This window comes from Plantactinospora sp. WMMB334 (assembly GCF_049179095.1).
Taxonomy (GTDB): Bacteria; Actinomycetota; Actinomycetes; order Mycobacteriales; family Micromonosporaceae; genus Plantactinospora.
This window is the reverse complement of the sequence record NZ_JBMHME010000002.1, coordinates 1,357,683-1,382,030: the sequence shown is the minus strand read 5'-3', so window position 1 is coordinate 1,382,030 and position 24,348 is coordinate 1,357,683. Positions and strand designations below refer to the sequence as shown.

General features: G+C 72.6%; 33 protein-coding genes and 1 tRNA gene. 25 read left to right on the top strand and 9 right to left on the bottom strand.

Annotation, left to right across the window (positions count from 1 at the left end):
• The first annotated feature begins 11 nt into the window (after positions 1-11).
• The 23 genes from ACN27G_RS06060 (at position 12) to ACN27G_RS05950 (ending at position 18,615) form a co-directional block, all read left to right on the top strand.
• Positions 12-449 carry a phage terminase small subunit P27 family gene (locus tag ACN27G_RS06060; protein ID WP_421491778.1) on the top strand — a complete coding sequence of 146 codons (438 nt, stop codon included), beginning with the start codon at positions 12-14 and terminating at the stop codon, positions 447-449.
• Complete coding sequence (locus tag ACN27G_RS06055; protein WP_421491777.1) at positions 418-2,253, top strand: terminase large subunit; 1,836 nt, start codon at positions 418-420, stop codon at positions 2,251-2,253. Before ACN27G_RS06060 ends, ACN27G_RS06055 begins: the two co-directional genes overlap by 32 nt.
• 23 nt (positions 2,254-2,276) lie before the next feature.
• Complete coding sequence (locus tag ACN27G_RS06050; protein ID WP_421491776.1) at positions 2,277-2,687, top strand: hypothetical protein; 411 nt, start codon at positions 2,277-2,279, stop codon at positions 2,685-2,687.
• A 2-nt stretch (positions 2,688-2,689) separates the two neighbouring features.
• Entirely contained in the window at positions 2,690-4,009 is a 1,320-nt protein-coding gene (locus ACN27G_RS06045; RefSeq protein ID WP_421491775.1) for a phage portal protein, read from the top strand.
• Positions 4,006-4,179 carry a hypothetical protein gene (locus ACN27G_RS06040; protein WP_421491774.1) on the top strand — a complete coding sequence of 58 codons (174 nt, stop codon included), beginning with the start codon at positions 4,006-4,008 and terminating at the stop codon, positions 4,177-4,179. Before ACN27G_RS06045 ends, ACN27G_RS06040 begins: the two co-directional genes overlap by 4 nt.
• Complete coding sequence (locus ACN27G_RS06035; RefSeq protein ID WP_421491773.1) at positions 4,176-4,892, top strand: HK97 family phage prohead protease; 717 nt, start codon at positions 4,176-4,178, stop codon at positions 4,890-4,892. The genes ACN27G_RS06040 and ACN27G_RS06035 overlap by 4 nt, the downstream gene beginning before the upstream one ends.
• 53 nt (positions 4,893-4,945) lie before the next feature.
• Positions 4,946-6,175 carry a phage major capsid protein gene (locus tag ACN27G_RS06030; protein ID WP_421491772.1) on the top strand — a complete coding sequence of 410 codons (1,230 nt, stop codon included), beginning with the start codon at positions 4,946-4,948 and terminating at the stop codon, positions 6,173-6,175.
• Between the two features lie 39 nt (positions 6,176-6,214).
• Complete coding sequence (locus tag ACN27G_RS06025; RefSeq protein ID WP_421491771.1) at positions 6,215-6,607, top strand: hypothetical protein; 393 nt, start codon at positions 6,215-6,217, stop codon at positions 6,605-6,607.
• Between the two features lie 19 nt (positions 6,608-6,626).
• Positions 6,627-7,010 (top strand): hypothetical protein, encoded by a 384-nt coding sequence (locus tag ACN27G_RS06020; RefSeq protein WP_421491770.1) that lies wholly within the window; start codon positions 6,627-6,629, stop codon positions 7,008-7,010.
• An 82-nt stretch (positions 7,011-7,092) separates the two neighbouring features.
• On the top strand, positions 7,093-7,680 hold the full coding sequence (locus ACN27G_RS06015; RefSeq protein ID WP_421491769.1) for a phage gp6-like head-tail connector protein: 588 nt from the start codon (positions 7,093-7,095) through the stop codon (positions 7,678-7,680).
• A gap of 21 nt (positions 7,681-7,701) precedes the next feature.
• Complete coding sequence (locus ACN27G_RS06010; protein WP_421491768.1) at positions 7,702-8,067, top strand: hypothetical protein; 366 nt, start codon at positions 7,702-7,704, stop codon at positions 8,065-8,067.
• Positions 8,067-8,498, top strand: coding sequence for a hypothetical protein (locus tag ACN27G_RS06005; protein ID WP_421491767.1), 432 nt, complete (start codon positions 8,067-8,069; stop codon positions 8,496-8,498). The genes ACN27G_RS06010 and ACN27G_RS06005 overlap by 1 nt, the downstream gene beginning before the upstream one ends.
• 3 nt (positions 8,499-8,501) lie before the next feature.
• Complete coding sequence (locus ACN27G_RS06000) at positions 8,502-9,254, top strand: hypothetical protein (protein ID WP_421491766.1); 753 nt, start codon at positions 8,502-8,504, stop codon at positions 9,252-9,254.
• Positions 9,255-9,330: 76 nt separating this feature from the next.
• Positions 9,331-9,741, top strand: coding sequence for a hypothetical protein (locus ACN27G_RS05995; protein WP_421491765.1), 411 nt, complete (start codon positions 9,331-9,333; stop codon positions 9,739-9,741).
• Between the two features lie 13 nt (positions 9,742-9,754).
• On the top strand, positions 9,755-10,252 hold the full coding sequence (locus ACN27G_RS05990; protein WP_421491764.1) for a hypothetical protein: 498 nt from the start codon (positions 9,755-9,757) through the stop codon (positions 10,250-10,252).
• 1 nt (position 10,253) lies between these two features.
• Positions 10,254-10,673, top strand: a complete 420-nt coding sequence (locus ACN27G_RS05985) for a hypothetical protein (RefSeq protein ID WP_421491763.1) — start codon at positions 10,254-10,256, stop codon at positions 10,671-10,673.
• A gap of 137 nt (positions 10,674-10,810) precedes the next feature.
• Positions 10,811-13,438 (top strand): hypothetical protein, encoded by a 2,628-nt coding sequence (locus ACN27G_RS05980; protein ID WP_421491762.1) that lies wholly within the window; start codon positions 10,811-10,813, stop codon positions 13,436-13,438.
• Entirely contained in the window at positions 13,438-16,239 is a 2,802-nt protein-coding gene (locus tag ACN27G_RS05975) for a hypothetical protein (RefSeq protein ID WP_421491761.1), read from the top strand. Before ACN27G_RS05980 ends, ACN27G_RS05975 begins: the two co-directional genes overlap by 1 nt.
• A gap of 9 nt (positions 16,240-16,248) precedes the next feature.
• Positions 16,249-16,758 (top strand): hypothetical protein, encoded by a 510-nt coding sequence (locus ACN27G_RS05970; RefSeq protein WP_421491760.1) that lies wholly within the window; start codon positions 16,249-16,251, stop codon positions 16,756-16,758.
• Position 16,759: 1 nt separating this feature from the next.
• Positions 16,760-17,593: an N-acetylmuramoyl-L-alanine amidase gene (locus ACN27G_RS05965; RefSeq protein ID WP_421491759.1), complete on the top strand. Its 834-nt coding sequence runs from the start codon at positions 16,760-16,762 to the stop codon at positions 17,591-17,593.
• Between the two features lie 32 nt (positions 17,594-17,625).
• Positions 17,626-18,018: a hypothetical protein gene (locus tag ACN27G_RS05960; protein ID WP_421491758.1), complete on the top strand. Its 393-nt coding sequence runs from the start codon at positions 17,626-17,628 to the stop codon at positions 18,016-18,018.
• Between the two features lie 2 nt (positions 18,019-18,020).
• Complete coding sequence (locus tag ACN27G_RS05955) at positions 18,021-18,320, top strand: hypothetical protein (protein ID WP_421491757.1); 300 nt, start codon at positions 18,021-18,023, stop codon at positions 18,318-18,320.
• 19 nt (positions 18,321-18,339) lie between these two features.
• Entirely contained in the window at positions 18,340-18,615 is a 276-nt protein-coding gene (locus ACN27G_RS05950) for a hypothetical protein (protein WP_421491756.1), read from the top strand.
• A 109-nt stretch (positions 18,616-18,724) separates the two neighbouring features.
• Here the strand turns inward: ACN27G_RS05950 and ACN27G_RS05945 are convergent, their stop codons facing one another.
• Together ACN27G_RS05945 and ACN27G_RS05940 are read right to left on the bottom strand one after the other, a co-directional pair.
• Positions 18,725-19,378, bottom strand: a complete 654-nt coding sequence (locus tag ACN27G_RS05945) for a DUF2637 domain-containing protein (protein WP_421491755.1) — start codon at positions 19,376-19,378, stop codon at positions 18,725-18,727.
• Positions 19,379-19,455: 77 nt separating this feature from the next.
• Positions 19,456-19,701: a hypothetical protein gene (locus ACN27G_RS05940; RefSeq protein WP_421491754.1), complete on the bottom strand. Its 246-nt coding sequence runs from the start codon at positions 19,699-19,701 to the stop codon at positions 19,456-19,458.
• Positions 19,702-19,754: 53 nt separating this feature from the next.
• Between ACN27G_RS05940 and ACN27G_RS05935 the strand changes: the two genes are divergently transcribed.
• Positions 19,755-19,970: a helix-turn-helix domain-containing protein gene (locus ACN27G_RS05935; protein ID WP_421491753.1), complete on the top strand. Its 216-nt coding sequence runs from the start codon at positions 19,755-19,757 to the stop codon at positions 19,968-19,970.
• Positions 19,971-20,029: 59 nt separating this feature from the next.
• Here ACN27G_RS05935 and ACN27G_RS05930 read toward each other — a convergent pair whose 3' ends face one another.
• The 3 genes from ACN27G_RS05930 to ACN27G_RS05920 all read right to left on the bottom strand — a co-directional run bounded on the left by ACN27G_RS05930 (position 20,030) and on the right by ACN27G_RS05920 (position 21,168).
• Positions 20,030-20,419: an MmpS family transport accessory protein gene (locus ACN27G_RS05930; RefSeq protein WP_421491752.1), complete on the bottom strand. Its 390-nt coding sequence runs from the start codon at positions 20,417-20,419 to the stop codon at positions 20,030-20,032.
• Between the two features lie 189 nt (positions 20,420-20,608).
• Entirely contained in the window at positions 20,609-20,743 is a 135-nt protein-coding gene (locus ACN27G_RS05925) for a hypothetical protein (RefSeq protein ID WP_421491751.1), read from the bottom strand.
• 17 nt (positions 20,744-20,760) lie between these two features.
• Complete coding sequence (locus ACN27G_RS05920; RefSeq protein WP_421491750.1) at positions 20,761-21,168, bottom strand: hypothetical protein; 408 nt, start codon at positions 21,166-21,168, stop codon at positions 20,761-20,763.
• A gap of 156 nt (positions 21,169-21,324) precedes the next feature.
• On the opposite strand from ACN27G_RS05920, the gene ACN27G_RS05915 reads away from it, so the two are divergent.
• Positions 21,325-21,489: a hypothetical protein gene (locus tag ACN27G_RS05915; RefSeq protein WP_421491749.1), complete on the top strand. Its 165-nt coding sequence runs from the start codon at positions 21,325-21,327 to the stop codon at positions 21,487-21,489.
• A 15-nt stretch (positions 21,490-21,504) separates the two neighbouring features.
• Here ACN27G_RS05915 and ACN27G_RS05910 read toward each other — a convergent pair whose 3' ends face one another.
• The 4 genes from ACN27G_RS05910 to ACN27G_RS05895 form a co-directional block, all read right to left on the bottom strand.
• Positions 21,505-21,915, bottom strand: coding sequence for a hypothetical protein (locus tag ACN27G_RS05910; RefSeq protein WP_421491748.1), 411 nt, complete (start codon positions 21,913-21,915; stop codon positions 21,505-21,507).
• 224 nt (positions 21,916-22,139) lie between these two features.
• Positions 22,140-23,330 (bottom strand): helix-turn-helix domain-containing protein, encoded by a 1,191-nt coding sequence (locus ACN27G_RS05905; RefSeq protein WP_421491747.1) that lies wholly within the window; start codon positions 23,328-23,330, stop codon positions 22,140-22,142.
• 252 nt (positions 23,331-23,582) lie between these two features.
• Positions 23,583-23,966, bottom strand: a complete 384-nt coding sequence (locus tag ACN27G_RS05900) for a hypothetical protein (protein ID WP_421491746.1) — start codon at positions 23,964-23,966, stop codon at positions 23,583-23,585.
• Between the two features lie 304 nt (positions 23,967-24,270).
• Positions 24,271-24,345: transfer RNA gene (locus tag ACN27G_RS05895), tRNA-Val, on the bottom strand.
• Between the last annotated feature and the right edge of the window lie 3 nt (positions 24,346-24,348).

The following is a 24,348-nucleotide window of genomic DNA, read 5'->3' as shown; positions in this document are numbered from 1 at the left end:
GCTTGAAGCTGGTGCGGGGTACCAGGTCCGACCGGGTCAACACCGCCGAGCCGGTGCCGTCCGCTGTGGATGTCGGCCCGCCGGATTGGCTGACCGACGCGGCGGTGGCGATCTGGGACGTGTACGCGCCGGACCTGATCCGCAAGGGTGTGCTGACGGCGTGGGACGTGGAGGCGTTCGCGGTGTGCTGCGACGCGGCGGCGCGGCGGCGGGCGGCCGCGGTGACGCTCGCTCAGGAGGGCGAGATCGTGCAGCTGCCCGTCTTCGACAAGAACGGGAAGCTGACCGGGCACCGCAAGTCGCGCAACCCGTGGCTGCTGGTGCTGAATCAGGCCGACGCGCAGCTGGGCCGCTGGGCGGCGCGGTTCGGGCTGACGCCGTCGGACCGGGCGCAGCTGTCCGGCGGGGACGGGCGTCGTGACCCGCACGAGGACCTCCTCACCGGGTAGGCCGGCGCGGCCGCGGTCGCGTACCCGGCCGGCGGCGGCCGTCGACTACCGCCCGGATCCGCACAAGCGGTGGCGGCCGCGCGACCGTAAGGGCCCCACCTGCGGCTACAGCTTCCGGGACAAGACGTGCGGGCGGCGGGGGGCGCACTACTGCGAGCCGCGGGCGGACCGGGCGGTGGCGTTTCCGGCGGAGTTGCTGCGGCACATCAAGGGCCCGTACCGGCGGCGGCCGTTCATCCTGCGGGACTGGCAGGAGTGGGAGATCGTGCGGCCGCTGTTCGGCGAGGTGGTGTGGTCGGTCGAGTGGCAGCGGTACGTGCGCCGGTACCGGCGGGCGTACATCATCGTCGGCCGGAAGAACGGCAAGAGCGAGATCGCGGCGGCGATTCAGCTGCTGCTCTTCGTCGGCGACGACGAGGAGGCGGCCGAGGTCTACAACGCGGCCAAGGACACCAAGCAGGCCGAGAAGGTGTTCGGGCCGGCGCTGCGGATGGTGCAGCTGTCCCCGGTGCTGTCCCGCCGGCTGAAGTACTTCAAGAACGAACGGCGGCTGGTCGACGAGAAGTCCGGCTCGATCTACGAGGTCATCACCTCGGATGCCAAGGGCGAGCTGGGCCACAACCCGCACGGGTTCAACCTCGACGAGGTACTGTCGCAGCCGGACGGGTCGCTGTGGGAGACGATGGACACCGCCGACGGCGCCCGGGAGCAGGAACTGCTCTTCGCCACGTCGACCGAGACGGATGAGCCGAACAGCTTCGGCGCGAGCCTGATCGACGAGGCGGAGAAGGTCCAGGAGGACCCGGCCAGCGCGCCGCACGTGTTCGCGTTCATCCGGAAGATGCCGAAGGATCAGCGGGAGCTGGACCGGTTGCATCGGCTCTTCCCGGGGCATCCGCACCTGCCGGTGTCGACCGACATCTACGACGAGCGGAACTGGCGCTGGTCCAACCCTGCCCTGGACCAGTTCAAGTCCCGGGAGGCGCTGCGGCGGCACGCCCTGGCCGCCAAGACCAACGCGGCGCGGGAGAAGGCGTTCAAGCAGTACCAGCTCAACATGCGGGTGCAGGCGCTCTACCGGTACATCCCGATGGACCTGTGGGACGCCAACACCGGCCCGGAGCTGGCGCTGAACCTGACCTGGTGGGATGACCGGCTCGCCGGCGCCCGCTGCTGGGGCGGACTCGACCTGTCGTCCAAGCTGGACCTGACGGCGTGGTGCCTGCTCTTCGAGGACGGTTCGATCCGGTGGCGGTTCTGGGTGCCGGAATCGGTCGTGCCGGGCCTGGCCGAGCACACCGACGGCCGGTTCCGGCAGTGGTGTGACCAGGGCTGGATCACGGTCACCGACGGCAACACGATCGACTACTCGACGATCTACGACGACGTCGAGGCCGACCACGACCAGTTCGCGATTGTGGATGTCACCTACGACAAGTGGTGCGGCGAGCCGGTGCGGCAGGAGATCGAGGACCGGACCGGTCTGGAGATGTTCGAGTCGTCGACGACGTACGACCGGATGACGGGGCCGATGCAGGAGTTCAACCGGGCGTTGCACGCCCGGGAGCTGCGGCACGGCGGGAACCCGGTGGCCCGGTGGATGGCCGAGCACCTGCGGGCGAAGTCGCCGACCGACGATCCGGACCGGGTCCGGCCGGTGAAGCCGGACCGGGGTGCCGAGCGCGTTCGGATCGACGGCCTGCCGGCCCTGTTCCTGGCGATCGACGGGCGGATGCGTGGTGACGACTCCGGCAGCGTCTACGACTACCGCGGGCTGGCCAGCGTCGGCGGCGAGGCCGGCTGACACGAGAAACGGGAGGTGATCCGGTGGCGGTGCTGAGGGTGCCTCCTGACGCGGTCGTGACCGGCCCGGACGAGCAGAACGTGACCACGGTGTCGGCACCGCCGGGGTCGACCGTGGTGGTCGACCTGACCGACGACGGCGAGCAGGTGCCGACGCGGCGGCAGCGGGTGGCGGCGGCCGCCGCCGCGGTGTGGCGCCGGCTGGACGCCGAGCTCGGCATCTGGGAGTGGATCGTCGCGGTCGGTGTGGTGATGCTGCTGGTCGGGCTCTGGGTGGCGGTCGGGTTCGGGGTCGCGTGCGCCGTGGTGGGGGCGCTGGTGGTGTGGATGGGCATCGCCGGCGGCCGCGCGGCGGCGGCGGCCCGCAACGCCGTCGAGGTCGACCAGGCGCCCGCCGGCCCGGGTGACCGGCCGGTGCTGGCCGAGGTGGCGTAGTCGTGGGGCTGATCGGCCGCACGGTGCCGCCGGCGGCGCGTGCCTCGAGCGGGGCCAGTTCGGGGATCGCGACGCCGGAGAAGTGGGTGGAGGAGTGGTTCGCCGGCGGCGCGTCGACGGCGGCCGGGGTGTGGGTGTCGGAGGAGACGGCGCTGCACTACGGCCCGTTCTTCGCGGGTGTGAATGCTGTCTCGACGGACATCGGGAAGTTGCCGCTGCCGGTCTACGAGCGGCTGGAGCCGCGGGGCAAGCGGCGGGCTCGGGAGCATCCGGTGTACCGGGTGTTGCATGACGAGCCGAATCCGATCATGCCGCCGATCGCGGTGCGCCGTACCGCGCAGGGGCATGCGATCACCTGGGGCACCGGCTACCTGAACGTGGTCCGCAACGGCCGCGGCGACGTGGTCGAGTTGTGGCCGCTGCGGCCGGACCGGGTCCGGCCGGAGATCAGCCGGCCGAGCCGGACCCGGCCGGGCCGGCTCGAGGTCACCTACCAGTACGTCGACGACGTCAACGGCATCTACACCAGGCTGTTCCCGGATGAGGTGCTGCCGGTCGGTGGGCTCGGCTACGACGGGGTGCGCGGCTACAGCGTGGTCACGATGGCCCGCCAGTCCCTCGGGCTGGGGATGGCGCTGGAGCGGTTCGGGTCGGCGTTTTTCAACAACGGCGCCCGGCCCGGCGGGGTGCTCAAGCATCCCAAGAAACTGTCGCCGGACGGGCACAAGCGGTTGCAGGCCGACTGGGAGCAGATGCACCGGGGCCTCGACCGGGCGCAGCGGGTCGCGATCCTCGAGGAGGGCCTGGAGTGGCAGGACATCGGGATCCCGCCGGAGGACGCCCAGTTCCTCGAGACGAGGAAATTGCAGGTGTCGGAGGCGGCGCGGTGGCTGCGGATCCCGCCACACAAGATCGGTGACCTGGACCGGTCGACGAACAACAACATCGAGCACCAGGGCCTGGAGTACGTGATCGACTGTCTCGGCGGGTGGCTGGTCACCTGGGAGCAGATGATCAACATGCGGTTGTTCACCAGCCGGGAGAAGCCGCGGCTGTTCGTGGAGCACATCGTCGACGCGCTGACCCGGGGCGACATCAAGAGCCGGTATGAGGCGTACGCGGTCGCCCGCCAGTGGGGGCTGCTCTCCGGCGACGACTGGGCCGAGCTGGAGAACCGTAACCCGCTGCCGGGCAGGGTGGGCGAGACGTACTGGATGCCGCTGAACATGGGTCCCGCGCTGGCGCCCGGCGAGTCGCCGGATCCGGAGCGGGCCTGCCCGGTGCATCCGGGCTGCACCTGCAACGGAGGGGAGCACCGATGACCGAGGAACGCCACGCCGGCGACGAGCCGGCCGCAGGCGAGGAGCGGCGGCCCGTCGACGAGCGGCCGGCGGTGCCGCGTGGTGGCCGGGCCGCCGACGAGCGCCGCCGCAGGGGCCGGCAGGGTGGTCCGGCGGCGGACCGGCAGGCGCGGCCGGAGGCGGACCGGTGAGCCGGCAGATCGCCTTTACCCGCGCGTTCGTCGACCGGGCCGCCGACGTCGGCGACGACCTGCTCCGGTTCGTCGGCGCGACCGAGGGTGAGAAGGGCGACGGGATCGCGCTGAAGATGGACGGCGCCCGACTCGAGCGCTACCAGGCGAATCCGATCTTCGGCTACGGGCACCGGTACTGGGGTCGGGACAGCCTGCCGATCGGCCGGTCGGAGCGGACCGAGGTCGACGGCAAGAAGCGGCTGATGTTCGACATCCGGTTTGACCGGGACGACGCGTTCGCCGCCACGGTGGAGCGCAAGTACCGCGACGGGTTCCTCAACGCCGTGTCGATCGGTTTCTCGGTGATCGAGTGGGAGGACCCGGAGAAGCAGGACTACTGGCGTGGTGGTGTCGCCGTCGACTGGGAGCTGTACGAGCTGAGCTCCGTGCCGCTGCCGATGGACGCCAGCGCGGTCGTCGAGTCCGGCCGTGCCGGCGGCGGCCTCGAGGTGGACGCGCAGCTGCTCGACTCGGTGCGGGATCTGCTCGGCCGGCTCGACGCCGACGCGATCGCCGCGCTGCGGCAGCTGCTCGACCGCACCGCCACCACCCCGCCGCCGGGCCCGCCGGCCGACCCGGAGCCGGCCCGTACGGCGCCGCCGCCGGCGGCGGCCGGGCATGACCTGGACCTGGTTCGCCGCCGGCTGCAGCTGGCCGGCATCACCATCTGATCGTCCGCGCCCGCCAGGCCGCGGCACCCCACCACAACACGAGGAGGACCGGCGTGGACATCAACGCCGCAAAGCAGGAGCGCGCGGGCCTGGCTGCCAAGGCCCGCGGCATCCTGGACACCGCGCAGGCCGACGGCGGCCGGGCGCTGACCGGCGAGGAGTCGGCCGAGTTCGATCGGCTGATGGAGCAGGTCGACCGCTTCGACGGCACGATCGCCCGGGAGGAGCGGATGCGTGCCCGGGAGCGCAGCATCGACGCCGACCCCGACGAGCCGGTGCGCGACGACAACGGGCCGGACAAGGGCAAGGGCGAGGACGGCGCCCGGATGGCGGCGTTCCGGCAGTACCTGATCGGCGGGCGGGGGTCGCTGAACCCGGAGCAGGCCCGGGCGCTGCAGGCCGGCTCTGACCCGGAGGGCGGCTACCTGGTCGCGCCGCAGAAGTGGGTCACCGAGCTGATCCAGCGGCTCGACGACGAGGTGTTCATCCGCCGGTGGGCGACCGTGGAGACGCTGACCGAGGCGGCGTCCCTGGGTGTGCCGACCCTGGACACCGACCTGAACGACGCCGACTGGACCACCGAGCTCGGCACCGGCAGCCAGGACGACAGCCTGCGGTTCGGCAAGCGGGAGCTGACCCCGCAGCCCCTGGCGAAGCGGGTCAAGATCTCCCGGAAGCTGCTGCGGCTGACCTCCGGCCGGGCCGAGGACATCGTCCGGGACCGGCTCGCCTACAAGTTCGCCGTCACCCAGGAGAAGGCGTTCCTGATCGGTGACGGGGTCAAGAAGCCCCTGGGTGTGTTCACCGCGTCCAGCATGGGGGTCTCCACCGGGCGGGACGTCACGGTCGGCGACATCAGCTCCGACGAGCAGGACATCAACGCCGACGGGCTGATCGACATGAAGTACACCCTCAAGGCCGGCTACCTGGCCCGGGCGCGGTGGATCTTCCACCGGGACACGGTCAAGCGGATCCGCAAGCTCAAGGACCTGGAGGGGCAGTACATCTGGCGTCCGGGGCTGGAGACCGACCGGCCCGACACGATCCTGGACCTCCCGTTCGGGATGAGCGAGTTCGCGCCGAACACCTACACCGACGGGCAGTACGTCGCCGCGCTGGGCGACTGGAAAAAGTACTGGATCGTCGACGCGCTGGACATGGAGGTGCAGCGGCTCGTCGAGCTGTACGCCGAGACCAACCAGGTCGGGTTCATCGGCCGCCTCGAAACCGACGGCATGCCCGTCCTGGAGGAGGCGTTCGTCCGCGGCAAGGTCGTCGCCTAACCCGCCCACCCGGCGAGCTCTCGCCAGGAAGGAACCACGATGGATCTGTCCAGCAACATCAGCCCGGCGATCACCCTGTCGCCGGCGGCGCGTACCGCGGCCGCGAACGGCACCACGGTCGACCTCGCCGGCTACACGGGGGCGACCGCGGTGGTCACCTCCGGCACGATCACCGACGGCACCACCTACACGTTCGAGCTGCAGGAGTCCGACAACGCGTCGGACTGGACGGCGGTCGCGGACGCCGACCTGATCGGCACCGAGCCGGCGTTCGCCGCGGCGGACGACAACGTGGTCAAGCGGGTCGGCTACCGGGGCCGTGCGCGGTACCTGCGGCTGTCCCTGGCCACGGCGACCGGTAGCCCGTCCACCGGCGGCGTGTTCGCCGCGGTCATCCTGCGGTCCGGCGCCCGCGTCGGCCCGCAGGCCTGAGCGGGGACGGGAGCGGGTCATGGGACAGCGGATCATCCGGATGCGGACCCAGTACGCGACCGCTGAGCGGTCGATCGGCCCGGGCGAGAAGGCCCGGGTCGACGACGCCGAGGCGGAGCAGCTGGTCGACGGCGGCTATGCCGTCTACGTCGACGACAAGGGCGCCGACGAGCCGCCGCGGCGGGTCACGCCGGGCAAGGCGACCGCGTCGGGCCGGCGCGGGGCGCGGGGCGCGAAGAGCACCCCGGCCGCCCGCCGATCGGCGAAGGACAAGCCCGACGGCGACGGCGGCGACGGCGGTGGAAAGCCGCCCGGCGGCGGCGACGGTGGCGACGGCGGGGGGAAGCCCGACGGGGACGGCGGCGACGGTGGCGGGAAGCCGCCCGCCGGCGACGGCAAGTAGCGCGGGGGTGGGGACCGGCGCCGGCCCTGGTCGGGAAGCAGGGCCGGCGCCCGCCACCCCCGGCGGTGGGAGGGGGTGAGCGGTGGCGCGGCCGGAACACACCCTGTACGTGCCCTTGGCGCTGGCGGGGACGGCGCTCGGCATGACCGCCGAGGAGGCCGCGGCGGACACGCTGCTGGTCCAGTCCCTGGATACCGGGTGCGCGCGGATCGAGACGTCGTGCGGCCGGGTGTTCTGGCGGGATCCGGAGCCGACGGTGCGGCAGCAGCGGGTGCGGATCCTGCGCAACCCGGGTGAGGACGACCTGCTCCTCATCGACGACGTCGCCGACGCCGACGGCCTGGTGGTCGAGTTCCGACTTCGGCGTGGCGGCGACTGGGTGCCGCACACCGACTTCGACGTGGAGCCGCCGGAGCGGCCGGGCTGGCCGACCACGGCGCTGCGCGGCTGCTGGCCGTCCCGCCGCCTCGCGGTGCGGACCACCGGGCCGCACGGCTGGCCGGCCGTGCCGGCCGACATCACCGGGGCGGCGCTGCTGCAGACGACCCGCCTCTACCGGCGGAAGGACTCCCCGCAGGGGGTGATCGGCTCGGCCGACTGGGGAGTGTCCCGGGTCTCCCGCGCCGATCCGGACGTCGAGGCGATGATCACCGACTTCATCCTCCAGTGAGCTGAGCAGAGGGGTACCGACATGGGGACGACGGAGAGCATCCTCGCCGACCTGGCCCGGCAGCGGGATGGGCATGCCGGGGCCGGCCGGCTCGCCGAGGTGCGGCGTGTCGAGCAGGAGATGATCGCGCATCTGACGCTGGCCCGGCTGCGGGCCCGGCTGGCCGGGTACCGGCGGGCCGGGGACGCGGCGGCGGTGGCCCGGCTGGTGGTGCAGGTCGACCAGTGGCGGCGGCGGGTCACCGTCGACGTCGACGAGCCCGACCAGGTGGCGGAGCCGGAGGTGGCGACGCTGCCGGCCGGCGCGCAGGTGACTGCGCGAGCGGCCGTCGACGAGCCCGGCCCGGCGCCGGCCCGCCCCGCTGGGAAGCCCAAGGGTGGCAGGTAGTGGATCTGCAGCTGGTCAGCGAACGTCTGGCGGCCCTGGCTGCGGCGCTGCCGGAGGTGAAGCGGTCGGATCCGTACGTGCCGGACGCCGCGACGCCGATCCACTTCTACGTCGCCGAGTTCGAGATCGACTACGACCAGACGTACGGCGGGTTGATGGACGTCCAGGTCGTCTGCCGGCTGCTGACCAGCCGCGGCAACGACAGGTCCGGTCAGGCCGCGTTGAAGCCGTACATGGCCCGGCGGGGCGACAAGTCGCTCAAGTACGCGTTGGAGGGTGACCCGGGCGTGCCGCAGACCCTCGACGGGGCGTGCCACGACCTGCACGTGCGCCGGCTGCAGGGCCACCGGCTGTACAAGGTCGGCGAGGACTACTTCTACGGCGCCGAGTGGCTGGTCCGGGTGGTCGGCACCGACAGCGAGGAGGCGTGAGCGGTGGCGGAGATCCTGAGCAACGTTCGGCTGTTCGTCGGGGGTGCCGACCTGACCGGTGTCGGGAACAAGTTGGAGGTCGCCGGTGAGGCCGAGGAGAAGAACGTCACCCGGTGGAGTTCCTACGACGAGGCGTCGGGCCTGGTCTGGAAGGAGGTCCTCGGCGGCACCAAGTCGGCGAAGATCTCCGGCGCCGGGTTCTGGGAGGCCGGTGACGAGCAGCTGGTCGACGATGTGGCGTGGGAGATGCTCGCCGCGACCGGGGAGCTGACGGCGTATCCGCGTGGTGCCGGCGTCGGTGCCCCGGCCTGGGTGACGAAGGCTCTGGAGACCCAGTATCAGCTGCTCGGCCAGCAGGGTGAGGTCGCGCCGTGGTCGGCGTCGTGGTCGAACACGTGGCCGCTGGCGCGTGGTGTGGTGGCGCATCCGCCGGGGACGGCCCGGACCGCGACCGGTGACGGCACCGCGGTGCCGCTGCCGGCGGTGCCGACCGGTGGTGAGCTGATCGCGGTGGTGCACGTGTTGTCGGTCGCCGGCACCGGCACGCCGTCGCTGACGGTGGCGATCGAGTCCGACGACACCGACGACTTCGACGGGTCGGAGACGACCCGGATCACGTTCCCGGCGGCGACGGCCGTGGGTGGGCTGGCGGTCCGGGTCGGCGGGCCGATCACCGACACCTTCTACCGGGCCACCTGGACGATCACCGGCTCCAGCCCGTCGTTCCTGTTCCTGGTCGCGTTCGGCGTCGCCTGACCCGCACCCCTGCTGCTCGCTTTCCCCTGGGGCCGTCCGGTGCCGGGGCAGTCCACCGTGCCCGAAGGAGGGCCCCATGACTCTGATGGTGCTCAAGGCCGCCTACCTGGAGCTGAACTCCGTCGACGTCTCCGGCAACGCATCCAAGATCGAGATCACGGCGGAGGTGGAGGAGAAGGACGTGACGACCTTCGCCAGCAACGGCTGGAAGGAGGTCCTCGGCGGGATCGCGTCCGGGCAGCTGGCCTGGACGGCGAAGAACGACACCGGCTCGGGTGAGCTCGACGAGGACATGTGGGCGCTGCTCGGCCAGGTCGTGACGTGGGAGGCCCGCGTCTCCAACGGCTCCGTGTCCACCTCCAACCCGGCGTTTTCCGGCAGCGTGCTGGTGAAGAACTGGACGCCGATCGCCGGCTCCGTCGGCGACGTCAACGAGGCGTCGTACACGTGGCCGACCAGCGGCGTGGTGTCCCGCGCCACCTCCTGACCGGGGGCTGGTCGTGGACGTCGTCGTCGTCGAGCCGGATCACGGTTCGTTCGCCCGGGTGGCCCGGGCGTTGGATGCGGAGGCGACCGGGGCGCAGTGGCGGCGGGAGGTCGCCGAGGAGCTGCACGAGGCGCTGCGGCCGGGGGTGGCGGCGGTGCGTGGGCAGCTGCTCGGGATGCCGTCGGGTGGCGGTATGGAGCGTGACGGTGAGCCGCTGCGGCAGGCCGTCGCCGCTCAGGTCCACACCGATGTGCGGATGGCCGGGTCGTGGTCGGGTGCCCGGATCCGGGTCCGCCGTATCGGCATGCCCCGCAACTTCGCGAACGCGCCGAAGCGGCTCAACAGCCGGCGCGGGTGGCGGCATCCGGTGTTCCGGGCGTCGGTGTGGACGCATCAGCTCGGCGAACCGGGATGGTTCGACGACCCGCTGCGCCGGCTGCGGCCGCGGCTGCGGGCGGCCGCGGAACGGGCCCTGGCCAGGCGAGCAGAGCGGATCGGCAGGAGGAGCTGACATGTTTTTGGTGTATCGGCCGGATGGGCAGGACGACGAGCAGCGGTGGGAGTACGTGCCGGGCCGGATGAAGTCGGCGGAGCGGGAGGCGTGCGAACGGCGCACCGGCATGACCTGGGAGGAGTTCAAGGTCAAGGTGGTGCAGGGGTCGGCGGTCGCCCGTCGGGTTCTGCTGTGGACGTTCCTGCGCCGGCAGCACCACACGCTGAAGTTCGAGGATGTCGACTACTGCGACGACGAGCTGCAGCTGCTGCGGACCCGCGATGAGATCGAGCGGGAGCTCGACGAGCTGGCGAAGTTCGAGGGGCTCTCCGATCTGGAACGGCAGCTGGCGGAGCAGCAGTTGCGGGCGGCGCTCGTCGACGCGCCCGACGCGCCGGGAAAAGCACCTACGACCAGCTCAAGCGCCGCTACTGGCTGAGCATCGCGCATCTGCTGCACATCATGCCGTGGCAGCTGGACGAGTTGACGGTGGAGCAGTTCGAGCAGGCAGTCGCCGAGGTCGACCGGCTGCAGGCCGAGGCGCAGCGGGCCCGATGACCGGGAGGGGGTGACGGGGTGTCGGACACGTCGCTGGTTTTCAACACCGTCGGCCGTGACCGGGGTGTGTCGGCCCTGCTCGCCCGCACGTCGGCCCAGGTGCGGGCGAGCAACGTGGCGGCGGCGGCGTCGACGGCGGCGTTGGGTGGGGCGATGGCGTCGGCGGCCGCGCACGCGGTCGCGCTCGGCTCGTCGGTCCTCGGCGCGGTCGGCGCGGTCGGTCTGCTGCCCGGGGCGGTCGCCGCGACCGCGGCGACGGTGGCGGCCGCCGGTGCGGTGACGATGGGCCTCGGTGAGGCGTGGAAGGCGACCGGGCAGGCCGCGGTCGGTGGCGGCGGGCGGGTGGTCGACACCGCCCGGCGGGTCGCCGCGGCGCAGCGGCAGGTCCATGACGCGTCGCAGGCGCTGGCGGACGCGCAGCGGGCGGCGCTCGCGGCGCAGGAGGCGGTGTCGCGGGCCCGGGCGGAGGAGGCGGAGCGGCTCGACGACCTGGCCCGGGCGGCGGCCGGCGCGGCGCTGGACGAGGAGCGGGCGGTCAACGCGGTCGCCGACGCCGAGCGGGACCTGGCCGCCGCCCGCCGTGGCGGCAACCAGCGGGAGATCCGGGACGCGGACCTGGCCTACCGGCAGGCTGAGCAGACGCTGGCCGATGTGCGCGACCGGGTCGAGGACCTCGGCCAGGAGCAGGAGCAGGCGGCCCGTGACGGTGTAGACGGCTCCGACGCGGTGCGGGCGGCGCTGGAGCGGCAGGCCGACGCGCAGCGGCAGGTGGAGCAGGCGGCGCGGCGGCTCGCCGACGCCCAGGACGCCGTCCGGCAGGCCAGCGCCGGGGCGGCGTCCGGCGGTGTCGACCCGGCCGCGCAGGCGCTGGCGAGGCTGGCCCCGAACGCGCGGGCGGTGATCCTGACGCTGCGGGCGTTGCAGCCGGCGTGGGAGGGCGCGGCCCGGGCCGGGCAGCAGCGGACGTTTCAGGGGGTGGCCGGGGATCTGCGGCTGCTCTCCGGCCTGTATCTGCCGGGTGTGACGGTGTGGCTGCGTCGGATGGGTGCGGCGTTCAACCTCGCGATACGGGATGCGACCGGGCTGGGGAGCACCCGGCGGACGGTCGCCGACGTCGACACCATTCTCGACAGCACCGCCCGGGCGGCGTACCGGCTCGCCGCCGGGGTCCGGCCGCTGGTCAACGGGTTCCTGCAGTGGGCGGCGGTCAGCGTGACCTTCCTGCCCGGTCTGGCGTCGAGCTCCACCACCATCGCGCAACGGTTCGAACGCTGGTCGATCGCGATGCGGTCCTCCGGGCGGGCGGCGGAGTGGATCAGCCGGGCGCTGGCGGTGCTGCGGCAGCTGGGCCAGGTCGCCGGCGACACCGTGATGACGGTGGTCGCGATCTTCCGCGCCGGCGACAACGGCGACGCCACCCTCGACGGGCTGACCCGGGGTGCGGCGGCGATGCGGGCGTGGGCCGAGTCCGCGCAGGGGCAGCAGCAGATCGCCACGGTGCTGACGACGCTGCGGAGCATCCTGACCGGGGTGGGGCAGATCCTGCCCGTAGTCGCCGGCCAGGCCGACAGTTTCAACGCCGGCCTGGAGGTGACCGGCACCGTCGTGCGGTTCGCCGCCGGCCACCTGGACACGATCGCGAAGCTGTTGCCGCTGATCGCCGCCGGCTACGTGCTGTCCCGGACCGCGCAGACCGGCGCCAACGTCGCCGCGGTTGTCTCCGTACCGCTCAAGGCGTTGGAGATCGCCCGCACGTGGGCGCTGACGTCGGCGATGCGGGCGCACACGGTGGCGCTGGCGGCGAACACGGCGGCGTCGCGGGGCACGGCGGCCGCGACCGTGGCGACCACGGCGGCGACGACCGCCGGCGACGTGGCGACGAAACGGTCCCTGGCGAGCATGGCGGCGATGCGGACGGCGAAGCTGCGCGGCGCGGTCGCGTCCGGGATCGCCACGGCCGCCCAGTGGGCGCACAACACGTCGTGGTACGGCTTCCCGCTGACGTGGATCGTCGCGGCGATCCTCGCCGTCATCGCGGTCATCGTGCTGGTCGCGGTGAAGACGACGTGGTTCCAAACGGCGTGGCGGGTCAGCTGGGGGGCGATCAAGGCGGCGGCGGCGGCGGTCGGGACCTGGTTCGTCGACACCCTGTGGCGGCGGTGGATCGTCGGCGGCTGGAACGGCATCACCAGCGCCGGCAGCCGGGCCGTGACCTGGTTCACGTCCATTCCCGGCCGGATCCAGCGGGCGTTCGTCAACGTCGCGACGATCCTCTCCGCACCGTTCCGGGTCGGGTTCAACGCGATCGCCCGCTTCTGGAACCGGGGCCCGGGCCGGCTGCGGTTCACCGCACCGGCGTGGATTCCCGGGTTCGGCGGCCGTGGCTTCGCGATGCCGACCCTGCCGATGCTCGCCCAAGGCGGCACCCTGACCCGCGGCGGCGCCGTGATCGTGGGTGACGGTGGGGAGCCGGAGGTGGTGACGATGCCGACCGGCGCGCAGGTGACGCCGCTGTCGCGGGTACCGGCCGCGCCGGCGGCGGGCCGGGGCGCCGGGTCGGGCGGCACGCTGCGGGTGATCGTCGTCGGCGGTGACCGTGACGCGGTGGCTTACTTCCGCCGGCTGCAAGAGCAGTACGGGTTCTGATGCCGGCGTACCCGGCCGGGCGGCTCCCGGTCGTGATCCAGATCGCGCCCGGGGCGGCGCCGGCCGCCGACCCGGGCACCTACCGGTGGGTGGAGATAACCGACGACTGGCGGGTCACGCACAGCCCGGTGACGATCGAGGAGGGCCGCGGCGACTGGGGCAAGGCGGTCGACCCCGCCACCTGCACCCTCACCCTCGACAACCGCACCAACGGCGGCCGCTACAGCGAGTTCAACCCCTACGGCGAGTGGTACGGGGTGCTGGGCCCGGACACGCCGCTGCGGGTGCGGCTGCGCCGCGGCGAGGACCTGTTCGCCCGCACCGTCGTCGACGGCTGGGGCACCGCACCGTCGGGGCAGGTGTGGACGCGCGTCGGCGGCGCCGAAGACGACTACTCGGTCCAGCCCGGCGCCGGCCGGCACCGGTTGACCGAGGACGCCGCGCCACGGCTGTCGCTGCTGGCCGTGTCCCTGCTCGACGTCGACGTGTCGACGGTCGTGACCGTGCCGGCGGCCGCCACGGACGCGGCGATCGTGCCCGGCCTGGTCGCCCGCTACCTCGCCGGCGCCGGCTACCTGGCCGAGCTCGTCATCGACGACATCGGCACCGTCACCCTGTACCTGGCCGTCGTCGACGGCGTCGGCGGCTACACGGTGGTCGACTTCGCCGACGTGCCGGACGTGACGCACACCCCGGGCGCCCGGTACGGGATCCGGCTCGTCATCGACGGCGACCTGATCGCCGGCCGGGCGTGGGACGCCGACGCCGGCGACGAGCCGACCGGCTGGCTCGCCGCCGGCACCGACACCACCCTCACGGGGCCCGGCCAGATCGGGGTCCGGTCCCTGCTCGACCCAGGCAACAGCAACGCGCCGCTCACCCTCTCCTACGAGCGGGTCGTCGTCGACGTCGACATGTTCGGCGGCACCGTGCCGGCGTGGCCGCCCACCTGGGACAAGTCGGGCCTGGACCGGACCGTCACGGTCACCGCCCGTGGTGTCCTCTACCGGTACAAGCCCGGCTCCGGCACCCCGCCCGTCCACGGCCCGTTCCGGCGCACGACCCTCGGCGCCGGCCCGGTCGCGTACTGGCCGTGTGAGCTGCTCGGCGAGCTCGACCAGGCCCCGGCCAGCGGTCTGACGGTCGCCGCCGGGCTGACCGCGTCCGCGCTGCCGGGGCATCCACCGATCGGGATCGCCGGTGGTGTGCAGTGGGCGCAGGTGCAGCAGCCGGTCGCCGGCGTGACCCGGCTGACGGACCTCAGCGCCGGCGCCCGCCTCGTCGCGGAGCTGCCGGCCGCCGCGACCGCCGCGTGCACCACAGCCGGCGAGTACGCGGTCCAGTTCGCCTCCCAGCACGAGCTGGCGTCGCTGTCCGGGGACCTGGTGCTGATGGAGTGGCAGACGCCGGGCAGCACGATCGCCGCGTGGCGGCTCGTCGTCACCCAGTTCCCGACCGGCTACCAGCTGGTCGGCTTCCCGGCCGCCGGCGGCAGCACCGTCGTGATCGACAAGCCGGGCGGTGTCACCACCTCGTACGACATCCACCGGGTCACGCTGCGGCAGGTCGGCGGCGACATCGAGGCCGCGTTCTACGACAACGGCGACAGCGGGACCCCGGACACCGGGACGATCGCCGGCACCCTCGCCGGCCCGACCCGCATGATCGCCAACCCGACCGGCACCACCGACGGCACGTCCCCGATCGTCGTCGGTCACCTGAGCGTGTTCCCGACCGCCGACGTGCCGATGCGGATCAGTGTCCACGCCGACCAGTGGGGTGAGCCGCAGGGTGCCGCCGTGCATTCCTGGGTGCGGGAGGCGGCGACGAACCGGGCCCGCCGCCTCGCCGCCGAGGACGGTGTCCGGATCCACGTGCTCGCCGGTGACCCGGCCGGCGAGGTCCGGATGGGTGCGCAGACCCCGATGGCGTCCCGGCCGCTGCTCGCCGAGGTCGAGGCCAGCGACGGCGGTGTCCTCTACGAGCGGCCGCACCGGCTCGCCTACCAGTCCCGCACCGCACGCTACAACCAGCCGCCGGCGCTGACCCTGAGCATGGCCGGTGACCTGTCCGAGCCGCCCGAGCCGGACCCGCACAACCAGGGCTACCGCAACCGGTGGCACGTCACGCGCACCGACGGCGGCGACGCCGTCGCCGAGGCCGACGAGGTCGCCGCCGGTGCCCTCGTCTACGACGACCGGGCCGAGGTCAGCGTCTACGACGCCACCACCCTGCCCGATCACGCGTGGTGGCGGCTGCACCTGACCGGCCGCCGGCAGCTGCGCTGGCCGGCGCTCGTGATCGACCTGGCCGCCCGGCCGCAGCTGATCGACGCGTGGCTGTGCTGCCGGGTCGGGTCCCGGATCCTCGCCACCGACCCGCCGGCCGACGTCGCAGGCCAGCCCATCGACGTCCTGATCGAGGGCGCGAAGACGGTGCTGGGGCACAAGGACTTCACCGTCACCGCGACCGTGTCACCGGCCCGGCCGTGGGACGTCGCGGTCGCCGGCGGCCCGCAGCGGCCGCCCGCCGACGGATCCACCCTCGCCGCCGACCTGGCCGACGACGGCATGCAGCTGCAGCTGGCCTCCACCGACCGCAACGGGCCGTGGTCCACCGACCCGGCCGACATGCCTCTGGACATCCACGTCGGCGGCGAGGAGATGCGGGTGTCCGCCATCACCGGGGCGACCAGCCCGCAGACCGTCACGATCGACCAGCGCGGGCTCAACGGCGTCGTGCGGGCCTGGCCGTCCGGCACCCCCGTCCAGGTCGCCCGCCCGGCGATCGTACCCATGTGAGGAGGCGTTATGGGTCTACCCATCCAGGCGGGCGCGGTCGCGTACCCGTCCCGGCTCAACGGCTTGGCGACCATCGGCCGGCACAAAGCCGCCGACACCGCGCTGGCGGTCAGCTCCACCACGCTCCAGGACGACCCGGATCTACGGATCACAGTCCCCGCCTCCTCCGTGTGGATCATGGACGCGGTGATCTTCTACAGCGCCGAGTCCAACGCGGACCTGTCCATCGGCTTCGACGTGCCCTCCGGAGCGACCCTGACCTGGGCGTCGTGGGGGTTCCATACGGATATCGCGTCCACCCACACGGGGCCGATCAAGATCGAGGGCCGGACGGCCGCGCAGACGAACTCGATCGGAGCGTCCGGCGGCAGTGCCCCCCTGACGATCCGCCCGACAGGGCTGCTGGTCGTCAGTACGGCCGCCGGTGACCTTCAGTTCATGGCGGCACAGAACTCGTCCCAGGCGAGCGCGGCGACGATCCGGGCCGGTAGTTGGCTGCGGCTGGATCGGGTGGCGTGACATGGCGCTGACCTGGCTCGCCGACGAGCTCCGCAAGGCCGGTCTCACCGTGGTCGAGCACTCCGGCTGGAAGACCCACGACCGGCCCGGATCCTGGTCGCCGACGTACGGCGTCGTGCACGCCACCGCCGCACCTCGATCGCAGGCCGACAGCGTGCAGGTGCGAGTGGTCCGCGATGGCCGGTCCGACCTGCCGGGGCCAATCGCGAACGCGGTCGTCGACCGACAGGGCCGATGGCACGTGGTCTCCGCCGGCCGCTGCAACTCGACGCTGACCGGCACCGCCGGCCCGTACAAGGGCCGGGGGAACTCGCAGGCGCTCTCCACCGAGGCCTGCAACGACAACCGGTCCGAGCCGTGGCCAGCAGCGCAGTACCGGTCGTACGTGCGTGGCTGGGCGGCGTGGTGCCGCCGGCTCGGCTGGCCGGCGTCCCGGCTGGTTGGCCACAAGGAGCACACGCCGGGCAGGAAGACGGATCCGACCTTCAACATGGACCAGTTCCGGCGCAACGTTGCCGGCGTGCTGGCCGGAGAGGACGACGACATGGAGCAGAGCGACAAGCTACGGGCCACCACCGGCTACGCCGGGCGGGACATCGGGGACGTCCTCGGCGACGTGTCGAACCTGCGGGACCTGCTGGTCGACCCGAGCAAGGCGTACGGGAAACCCGGCCCGAACAGCCCGATCATGAGGCTGCTCGGCGTGCCGGACCGGCTCGCGGAACTCGAGCAGCGCCTGGCCGAGCTCGCCGCGACCCCGCCCGGCTCGATCGTCATCACCGACGAGCAGTTGGAGCGGGTGCTGCGCCGGATCGCCCGGTCGGTGCCGGAGTGAGCACGGCGCCGGCGGGGCAGGGCTGACCGGCGGTGGCGAGCCTGCCCCGGCGCTGGTCCCGGGTCACCGGCTACACCCTGATGTGCGCGGCCGGGATCGCCGCGGTGGCCTGGCCCACCCCGAGCGTCCGGGCCGCGACCGGTGCCCTGGTCTACCTGTGGGCGGGTTTCCTCGGTGTGGGTGGGCTCCTGGCCGCGTGCGGGGCGGTGTCCGACCGGTGGCTGGGTGAGTACGCCGGTCTGCCGCTGATCTGGGCCGCGTTCGGTGTCTACGCCGTCGTGCTCGGCGCGACCGCCCGCCCGGCCGGCGTGGTCGCCGCGTTGGTCCTCAGCGCTGTCGGGCTGCTCGTCTACGCCCGGTGGCGCGACGTCGGTGTGATCCGGCGGGAGGCGACCCGGCAGGCCCGCCGGGGCACGAGGAGGTAGCGGTGACCAACGCCGATGTCGTCACCGCGGTGGTCGGCGCGCTCCTCGGCGGCGGCGGCCTCGCGTTCCTGCAGGCGCTCTTCTCCGGGATCGGGAGCCTGCGTACCGGTGCGCGGGCGCGGGAGCGGGAGTCGGTCGCCGACCTGGCCCGGGCTCGGGACAAGGCCGACGCCCGTGCCGAGCGGGCCGAGCTCGACCGCGACTACTGGCGCGACGTCTCCGGCGGCTACCGCTACCAGCTGCGTGAGTCCGGGATCGACCCGGTCCCGGCCGACCCGGTGCCACCATCGGCCCGGGTCTGACCCCCATCTGGAGGATCCGATGCAGACCCCTACCCCTGCTCCTACCCAGACCCGACACCCGTGGCGGGCGACCGTACGCACCGGCGTGGCGGCCGTGCTCGGCGCGGTGTCGCTGCTGCCGACCGTCGCCGTCACCGCCGGCGTCGACGCGGTGCCCGCGGTCGCCCAGGCCGTCGTCGTCGCCGGCGCGATCACCCGCGTGATGGCGCTGCCCGGCGTCGACGAGTGGCTGCGCCGGTTCGCGCCGTGGCTGGCCACCGAGCCGACCCCGGACAGCGGACAGCACTACCGCTGACCGTCGCAGCCGGCCTGTAGGGTCGGCCGGTTGCTGACCGGTGTGCCGCAGCTTCCCCGGGCCCCGTCACCCTCACGAGGGGTGGCGGGGCCCCGGTTCGTGTGTCCGGTCAGGCTGCGGCCATCTGCTGGCCGGCGAGGTAGCGGCGGACGGTCCGGGCGGACACGCCGGCGGCGGCGGCGATCGCGTCCCGGCCGGCGTCGGGCGTGGTGGCCATCGCGGCGGCGATCCGGGCGGCGGTGGCGGGCGCGACCGGTGGCCGGGCCCGGACACGCGGCCTGTCCGGTCCGTTGTCCGGCGCCGGTCCGCTGTCCGCCGGCGTGTCCACCGTGGTGGCCGTGTCCACGGTGGTGGCCGCGGCCGGCGCGGCGGACACGGCGATCCGGCCGCCGAGCTCGACCAGGCAGATGCTGGCCACCACGATCAGCCCGTCGACGGACAGCGGGATCAGGTACGGGGCGGCGCCGGTCTCGCCGTAGCGGGCGGCGACGCCGACCATGTGCCAGTACGACACCCAGGCGGCGATGCCGGCGATGACCGCCGTGGCCGCGATCCGGACCGCGGCCAGCGACCGGCGGTGCACCGGTACCCGGGAGATGAGCTCGACGGTCAGCAGCAGTGCGAGGGGTGGCCAGGCGGCGATGGCCTGGCTGACCGGGTTGTCCAGCGCGTGTAGGACGTTGGCCACCACCGAGGCGGCGACGCCGAGAGTCAGGGTGGTCCGGACCGCCCAGCGGAGGCGGCGGAGGTGGATGATGGTCATGGTCGGGGGTTCCTCCCGATCAAGGGCCCGGCCGGCGGTGGAGTCGTCGCGCCGGGCCCGTTCCGTGTGGGGGGCTGTCAGTAGTAGTCGACCCATCCGGCCGACGCCCGGGTGGTGGAGCATCCGACGTGGACGCACTCGCCGTTCTCGACGCAGTACCGGTAGGCCGGGCCCGGGGCGATCGGCTCGCCGCAGTCGGCGCAGATCCCGTTGTGCTCGCAGTCCGGGCAGACAGGCTCGGTGCGGTGGACGTCGGCGGCGCAGAACCGGGCACCGTTGGTCCAGGTGTAGGTCGTTGCGGTTCGCTTCTGTCCGTCGCTCATAAACCCATTCTAGGGGGTACCCCATAACTACGTCTAGGGGGTACCCTGAAAACGTGACGGAAAAACTGGCCACCCTGCCCATCGCCGACGCCGACCGCCACGCCCGCGAACAGATCGAGTACCACCGCGAGCAGATGGCCGTCTGGCGACGCGCACGGGCCCACCGCATGGCGGCCGAACGAGAGACGCGATCGGTCGAGGACATCGCGGCAGAGCTCGGCATCTCGACCGCGACCGTCTACGAGGTGCTCCGCGCCGCGAAGAGCTGACGAATCGCCGGGGCCCGGTCTCCGATGTAGAGACCGGCCCCGGCGTCGATGCATTCCGATCAGTTGTTGCAGGTGACGACGGCGAACTCACCCTTCGACGTGTTCTCCTTGACCACCTCGCCGTCGATGGTGATCTTGCACCCGATCGTGCCTGATCCCTTGTTCTGGGCCAGCAAGGTGACGATCAGCAGAGCCTCGCTGGACGTGAGTTCCTTCTTCCACGGCACCTTTGCGCCCTGCTCCTGCGACTGATCGGTGCCCAGGCCGTAGGTGATGTCGGCGCTCTTCGCGCCGGTCACCTCCAGGAGGATCTTCTTCTCCCCCTTCGCCGGGGCGCTGTCACCGCCCTGGGCGCCCGGCCCGAGGGTGTCCCCACCTCCCGATCCGCACGCGAGCAGCGTCACGGCGACGACGGTGAGCAGGGCAGTGGTAGCACGGGTGAGTCGCACGGGGACTCCTCCATCTCAGCTCAGGGGTATTGGACCGGCCGCCGACAGTAGCCACCTACCGTCAACCGGGTCACCGACTGCCCGGCTGAGCCGACACCGTCGCCTCGCAGCCGGGCGACGACGATCAACCGACATCGGGCAGGTCACCGGATCGCAGGCCGAGAATGTGTCGCATATCTGGCACGGCGCCTAGCGGCGGCACCTGGTGCAGGTGACCCGGTCCGGGTTCGTCGTGGTGTCCTCGGTGATCGGCGACAGCTGGCTGACCCGGTCGCCGCATACGGTCCGCTTGGGGTTGTCGACCTGGAGGCGGTGCACCACCATGCTCTATCTCCTCCTGCTCAGTCCATGCCGGTGATCCGGCGCAGCTCATCGTCGGTCGGCGGCCGGGTCGGTAGCTGGGCCAGGACCGACGGCGGCACGTAGTCGTCCCGGATCACCTCGAGCCACGTCGCCGCCACCTGCATCGGGGCGCAGTCCGGCAGCCCGCACGGCCGGCAGCCGTCGACGCCGTACGGCCAGTGCGCGGTCAGGACCTGCCGGGCGACCACGGTCAGCAGCCGCCGCCCGTCCGCGCCCGCCGGCGGGCCGCCGCCGGTGGCGCACACCCACAACGCCCACTCCGCCGTCGGGCACCACCACCGCGGGTGCATCTGGCACTGCCGGCAGCCGTGCCCGTCGGCGTGGTCGGTGACGAGCCGGTGCGCCATCACCACCGCCGGGCCCGGCCGGGACTTCGGCGCCGTCACCGGACCCGACCCAACGCCGTCCGCACATCCCCGGCCGTCACCGCGGGCAGGGCCGACCCGAGCAGCACGGCGATCGCACGCTCCCGCAGGTGGACCCCACGCGCCCAGGCCTGCGCCGGGCAGTCAACCGGCCCGCAGCTCGGGCACGCACGCGTCGTGTGGGCGCCGAGGATCAGCCGGGCGCTGCTGCGCTCGGCCGGCGCCGGCCACTCCACCCAGCTGCCGGTCACCACTCCGGTCCCCGGCCCGGCCGCCACGGATCCGCCCTGCACCATCGCCAGTACTCCCGCACCCGCGGCCGCCGCCGGCACCATCCGGTGAGGGCCCGCAGCGCCGTCACCACAGCGACCGCCCGTGCGCGGTCGACCGGACGATCCCGGCCACGTGCGCCTCCAACCGCAGACACGGCGGATGCTCGTCGCCGCCCCACGCGCACTCCGGCGGGTGACCGACCACCCCGACCCACCACACCGCCGGTCGGGCCGGGTCAACCATCACCTGGTCGCCCAGCGACGTCACCCGCACGTCCAGGTAGGCGTCCGCCGGCAACGGCTGGCTACAGCGGCGCCACTCCCCGGCCCGCAGGTACAGGATCGTCCCCGCCGTGATCCGGTGCAGCCGGCCCGCGATCGACGCCAGCTGCTGCGCCCGCGCGGCCTGCTCCGCCTCGTCGGCGGCCGCTGCCGACCAGATCTGCTCCCGCTGGGCCGCTCGCCGGCGGTCCAGCCACCTCGTCAGTACGCCCATTCGCGCGGTCGCCTCCCTGTGTGCGCCACGACGCCCCGGAGACCAGTCGCGGGGCGCCGCTCACTGTTGGGGCGGAGCCGGCCCGGGTTACTGCGGGGGACCGGCGGGGACGCCCGTTTGACCGACGTCCCTGTTACGGACCGTAAGCAGACGAGTAGAAGGCGGGGTAGGGCATCGTGCCCCACCCCGCCCCTACGGCCCGACCATTAGTCGGACGCGACGTCCTACACTTCGGCGCCAACCCGCTTGGCGATGGCCACCAACCCCGGTAGCCGTTGCTGCCGGCGACGGGGCAGCAACTCATCGACGATCGCTCGCGCGATGGTCTGGTGTGGCAGTAGCTCCGGCGCCAGTCCGTCCACCCGGCGCAGCGTCTCCACCGCCTCGCGAGACCGCCAGTCCATCGTCTGCGCGAACGCCACGTTGAGCAGATAGCGAGCTTGAATCGCCAACGGTGCCGACGGGAGCCCGTCCACCCGGTCCGCCAAGTCCAGCGCGCGGCGTGGTTCATCGGTGGCGACCGCGATACCGACCGCAGCCATGCCGGCGATGGTCGCACCGAACGGCAGAACCCCGGCCAGGGTCGCCCGACGGCCGGCCATCGCCGACGCCGCGGCGGTCACCATGCCGAGCATCTCCTCAGCCTCGCTACGCCGGCCTGTCCGGGCTACCGCCGTGACGCCGTAACGCATCAGCTCGCCCCACACCGCGAGTTGGTCCGGTGTTGCCCGGGAGATGGCCGGCTCCACCTCGGCAGCCGCAGTGACCGCCAGGTGCTCGGCTTCATCCCAGAGCCCTTGACGGGACAGCAACCACGTTAGCGTCGCCTGCTGCGCGGCCCGCAGTAGCGGGTATTCGGCCCGCTCAGCTTCGGCCAGCGCGTGGAGCAGCGCGACGTGGGCAAGGTCTTCGTACGCGACGTGTGCCAGCAGCGCGGCCGAGATCTGGAGCAGTTCGGCGAGCACCGCGTGACCGGCGGGGCCGGGAGTCTGTCGCAGCGAGGCTCGGGCATCGGCCAGTGCGGGGGGGAGGTGTCGGGCCAGGAGGCCGTATCGGCCGGTCCAGTAGAGCCGCCACAGGTCGGCGACCCGAACTCGGAGCTCGTCGGTCGTGGGCGGGTCGTCGGTGTAGGGCTTGAGTCCGATGCCGAGCAGTGCCCGGCGCAGCTCCAGCACTTCGCCGTTCTCCGCGTCGACGATAAGGCCACGCGGCTTGCCGATCAGCTCGGCTGCGGGCACGTCGAGCGCCTTGGCGAGCCGGACTAGGGTATCCAGGCGGCCGGCCTGTCGCTGGCCCTGTTCCAACTTGCGGATGACATCGACCGAGACCCCAGCGGTTTCGGCGAGGCGGCGTTGACTCATACGGCGGCGATCGCGGAGGTTGGCGAGGCGTCGGCCAATGGTCGTGTCGGGCATAGCGCACGCTCCCAGGTAGGGCTGGGCTGACGGCGGCCCAGGCCCTACCCCGGGCCGCCACTTCGGACGGTACACCGGACCAACGAGAAACGGCGGCTCCCCGCTCCCCCGGGGGTCCGCCGTTCCGCCCTGGTGATGTCACAGAGCGTGTAGCAAAACTAACTATGGATCGGGGGGGGGGGCTTCGATGATGATTTTGACCCCCCTGCGACGAGACGAGAGTCCCTCCCCGCCCCACCTCCTCCGGGTGGATCAGTCGCAGGTCAGGCTCTGATATGGCGCGACGATGCTGGGGAACGGTCTGCCGGCGCGGCCGTCGACCCACGCGATCGCGCAGCAGTCCCCGGGGCGGCGGGTCGCCAGCAGCTCCTGGTGTCGCGCTTCGTTGCGGTGATCGATCCACATGGTGGCATTGACGACCGCTGACGTCAGGATGACGACCAGGGCCAGCCCTCGCAATTCGGGCGGGAACTGCACGGAGACGAAGAGGTCGAAGAAGATCAACGCCAACGCGGCCGCGCCGCACGCGGCGATGGTTGGGACGGTGGCCGTGTACGTGTGCCGATCGACATGCTGTGGCTGGTCGATGCGCCTCGCTGCCTCGTGATGTTCGGCAAAGGGGGTGTGCAGCACCATTGCTCCTTGTCTGGCAATGCGCGGCTACTCCTGCGTAACCACGCCGTAACGCCACGGTAGGAGGCCAGCTAGGGGCACGCTTCGGATCTTCGGTCGATGATCTGGGCGGCCGGCCGACCCCGGGTCCGCGTGGAAGTTCCACGCTTAGCGTCCCCTCTGTAACTGATCGTCCACTGCGGCCGGGCCGGTCAGATGCCCCCCGATCGGGGGTCATCTTCAAGGTCATGACTCACCAGCAACTCATGAGATCAACAAAGGCCCGCTATCAAGATCCGATAGCGGGCCTTTCATCTGCACTTATTGATGGTGGGCGATACTGGGTTTGAACCAGTGACCTCTTCCGTGTCAAGGAAGCGCGCTCCCACTGCGCCAATCGCCCTCG

Excerpts from the sequence above, each read along its gene's own strand:
- ACN27G_RS05970 (WP_421491760.1), top strand. The coding sequence starts at position 16,249 with ATGGGTCTACCCATCCAGGCGGGCGCGGTCGCGTACCCGTCCCGGCTC.
- ACN27G_RS05910 (WP_421491748.1), bottom strand. The coding sequence starts at position 21,915 with ATGGGCGTACTGACGAGGTGGCTGGACCGCCGGCGAGCGGCCCAGCGG.
- ACN27G_RS05900 (WP_421491746.1), bottom strand. The coding sequence starts at position 23,966 with ATGGTGCTGCACACCCCCTTTGCCGAACATCACGAGGCAGCGAGGCGC.
- ACN27G_RS06010 (WP_421491768.1), top strand. The coding sequence starts at position 7,702 with ATGGGGACGACGGAGAGCATCCTCGCCGACCTGGCCCGGCAGCGGGAT.
- ACN27G_RS06025 (WP_421491771.1), top strand. The coding sequence starts at position 6,215 with ATGGATCTGTCCAGCAACATCAGCCCGGCGATCACCCTGTCGCCGGCG.
- ACN27G_RS05945 (WP_421491755.1), bottom strand. The coding sequence starts at position 19,378 with ATGACCATCATCCACCTCCGCCGCCTCCGCTGGGCGGTCCGGACCACC.
- ACN27G_RS05925 (WP_421491751.1), bottom strand. The coding sequence starts at position 20,743 with ATGGTGGTGCACCGCCTCCAGGTCGACAACCCCAAGCGGACCGTATGC.
- ACN27G_RS05905 (WP_421491747.1), bottom strand. The coding sequence starts at position 23,330 with ATGCCCGACACGACCATTGGCCGACGCCTCGCCAACCTCCGCGATCGC.
- ACN27G_RS05940 (WP_421491754.1), bottom strand. The coding sequence starts at position 19,701 with ATGAGCGACGGACAGAAGCGAACCGCAACGACCTACACCTGGACCAAC.
- ACN27G_RS06020 (WP_421491770.1), top strand. The coding sequence starts at position 6,627 with ATGGGACAGCGGATCATCCGGATGCGGACCCAGTACGCGACCGCTGAG.
- ACN27G_RS05950 (WP_421491756.1), top strand. The coding sequence starts at position 18,340 with ATGCAGACCCCTACCCCTGCTCCTACCCAGACCCGACACCCGTGGCGG.
- ACN27G_RS06040 (WP_421491774.1), top strand. The coding sequence starts at position 4,006 with ATGACCGAGGAACGCCACGCCGGCGACGAGCCGGCCGCAGGCGAGGAG.
- ACN27G_RS05995 (WP_421491765.1), top strand. The coding sequence starts at position 9,331 with ATGACTCTGATGGTGCTCAAGGCCGCCTACCTGGAGCTGAACTCCGTC.
- ACN27G_RS05985 (WP_421491763.1), top strand. The coding sequence starts at position 10,254 with ATGTTTTTGGTGTATCGGCCGGATGGGCAGGACGACGAGCAGCGGTGG.
- ACN27G_RS05965 (WP_421491759.1), top strand. The coding sequence starts at position 16,760 with ATGGCGCTGACCTGGCTCGCCGACGAGCTCCGCAAGGCCGGTCTCACC.
- ACN27G_RS05975 (WP_421491761.1), top strand. The coding sequence starts at position 13,438 with ATGCCGGCGTACCCGGCCGGGCGGCTCCCGGTCGTGATCCAGATCGCG.